The 2539-nt window shown below is 64.5% G+C and carries 5 protein-coding genes; all 5 read left to right on the forward strand.

Annotated elements, in window-relative coordinates; all coding sequences use genetic code 11:
• Positions 1-59 precede the first annotated feature (59 nt).
• Positions 60-587, forward strand: a complete 528-nt coding sequence (locus NP3_RS42810) for a DUF3558 domain-containing protein (protein WP_063047415.1) — start codon at positions 60-62, stop codon at positions 585-587.
• Positions 588-598: 11 nt separating this feature from the next.
• A complete protein-coding gene (locus NP3_RS42815; protein ID WP_063825064.1) occupies positions 599-1156 on the forward strand; it encodes a DUF3558 domain-containing protein in 558 nt (185 codons plus the stop codon).
• Between the two features lie 295 nt (positions 1157-1451).
• Complete coding sequence (gene rpsL / locus NP3_RS42820; RefSeq protein WP_014353064.1) at positions 1452-1826, forward strand: 30S ribosomal protein S12; 375 nt, start codon at positions 1452-1454, stop codon at positions 1824-1826.
• Between the two features lies 1 nt (position 1827).
• On the forward strand, positions 1828-2298 hold the full coding sequence (gene rpsG / locus NP3_RS42825) for a 30S ribosomal protein S7 (protein ID WP_014353063.1): 471 nt from the start codon (positions 1828-1830) through the stop codon (positions 2296-2298).
• Between the two features lie 140 nt (positions 2299-2438).
• Positions 2439-2539 (forward strand): GTP-binding protein (locus tag NP3_RS51265; protein WP_373864833.1); only part of this gene is annotated, 101 nt, incomplete at its 3' end.

Here is a 2539-nt window from a genome sequence, read left to right on the forward strand (position 1 = left end):
ACCGGGGGGCCGCGAACACGCGGCGCCCGCGCCGCCAAGATTTCAGTAGAGTTCATCGCATGCGGATCCCGTCGGCGATCATCACCGGTCTGGCCTTGGCATTGACGCTGTCGGCCTGCGGCTCGGATGGTGACTCCGATTCCTCGAATGCCCCGCTGCGCCCGCCGCCGAAGGTCGCGACGCTCGGCCCGTTCGTCGGTGAGTGCGGTCATGTCACCGATCAAGAGGTGCGCGATATCGCCGGGTTGAGCCAACTCGCGCGGGTCAATCGGAATTCGGTCGGCTGCAACTTCCAATCCGCCGGACTCGCTTCGCCGAGTGTCACTTTCGCGTCCTATCGGGGTAGCCCGATCGATCGCGAGAAGGCATGGGTCTCCAATGTCGGGCGCAATCCGGAGACCATCGACGTCGGTGGCCGCAAGGGCTTCCAGGCACTGGATCCCAGCGGTTCGGTCTGCGATCTCGCGGTGCAGCTCGATGACGATTTCTTCGAATGGTCGATGTCCTACGGGCTGTTCTCCGAACAGGGCAATCCGTGTGACCGGACCCGCAAACTGGCCGAGTTGACCGTGCAGCGGCTGCAATGAGGGGAATGCGGATGAGTTCACGTCCTGGTCTGCGGGTAGCGGCTGTCGCCGCGGCGGTGCTCGCGGTCGCGGTGTCCGCGGGCGGCTGCGGTAAAACCGTCAAGGGTTCGGCGCATCCGGCGGGCGGCAGCGGCACCACCACGATCAATACCAATTTCGACAAGTTGCTGCGCGAATGCGAGGTGGTCGGGCTCGACCAGATCGGTGCGGCGGTCGGCAATGCGACGGTTGTATCCCCGTCCTTCAACGGCGCGGTGTGCATGTGGGATGTCGAGGACGCGCCCGGCGGCTCGGCCATGGTGACGCTGAACTGGTACGAGGAAGGCTCGCTGAACAACGAGAAGTCCAATAACGACAAGCTCGGCTACAACACCGAGAACATCACCGTGCAGGGGCGGCGCGGTCTGAAGACGACGCGTCCGAACGATCCCGACTCGTGCGGGGTGAGTGCGGGCGCCGCCGACACCGGCATCATCGGCTGGTGGATCAACTACCACCCCGGCGGCCATCCCGATCCGTGCGCGGGCGCGCAGAAATTGGTCGAGTTGACGCTGAATCTGGCGCGGTAGCCTGGCAGATGGTATTGGCCCGTAGGGCGTGATGACCGACCCCACTTTGACCCTGTGTCGCGGTCACGAGTATCGTGGATCGCTGTGCCCGGAAGCATGCGGGCAAGTTCGTGCGCAAACGTAGGCCAGCGAGAGCGGCCGACCTTTCCGGCGTGCCCGGAATTCGGGATATGTCTTGCGTGCGACACGCCCGACCTCGGGACGCGAGAAACGCGGCCGGACGTGCGAGTGAAAGCTCGATGACAAAGACATGAAGTTCCAGACACCGCGTTAACTAATTAAGGAAAGCCGGTCTATGCCAACCATCAACCAGCTGGTCCGCAAGGGTCGTCGTGACAAGGTCGCCAAGACCAAGACCGCGGCCCTCAAGGGGAGCCCGCAGCGTCGTGGCGTGTGCACCCGCGTGTACACCACCACCCCGAAGAAGCCGAACTCCGCGCTGCGCAAGGTCGCGCGTGTTCGCCTGACCAGCGCGGTCGAGGTCACGGCCTACATCCCGGGTGAGGGCCACAACCTGCAGGAGCACTCGATGGTGCTCGTTCGCGGCGGTCGTGTGAAGGACCTTCCGGGTGTCCGCTACAAGATCATCCGTGGCTCGCTCGACACCCAGGGTGTGAAGAACCGCAAGCAGGCCCGCAGCCGTTACGGCGCCAAGAAGGAGAAGAGCTGATATGCCACGCAAGGGCCCCGCACCCAAGCGTCCGCTGATCAACGACCCGGTCTACGGTTCGCCGCTGGTTACTCAGCTGGTCAACAAGATCCTGCTGGACGGCAAGAAGTCCACCGCAGAGCGCATCGTCTACGGCGCGCTGGAGCAGGCGCGCGAGAAGACCGGCACCGATCCGGTCGTCACCCTCAAGCGCGCGCTCGACAACGTCAAGCCGTCCCTCGAGGTGAAGCCCCGCCGCGTCGGTGGCGCCACCTACCAGGTGCCGGTCGAGGTTCGTCCCGGCCGCGCCAACACCCTGGCGCTGCGCTGGCTGGTGAACTTCTCGCGCGCCCGTCGGGAGAAGACCATGGTCGAGCGCCTCGCCAACGAGCTGCTCGACGCCAGCAACGGCCTCGGCGCTTCGGTGAAGCGTCGTGAGGACACCCACAAGATGGCCGAGTCCAACCGGGCCTTCGCGCACTACCGCTGGTGACGTCTACCCGGCCCGTCGTTTTCTGGGTCGGGAGGCACAGTCGGAAAGCGGCACTTACCTGCCGCTTCCGGCGTTGACATAGAGACGACCACAGGGTCGTCCCCGAAAATCCCAACTAGCTACGAGCGGGGAAGATTTCCGTGGCACAGGACGTGCTCACCGACCTGAACAAGGTCCGCAACATCGGCATCATGGCCCACATTGATGCGGGCAAGACGACCACAACTGAACGCATCCTCTT

This window comes from Nocardia pseudovaccinii NBRC 100343 (assembly GCF_001613225.1).
GTDB classification, from domain to species: domain Bacteria; phylum Actinomycetota; class Actinomycetes; order Mycobacteriales; family Mycobacteriaceae; genus Nocardia; species Nocardia pseudovaccinii.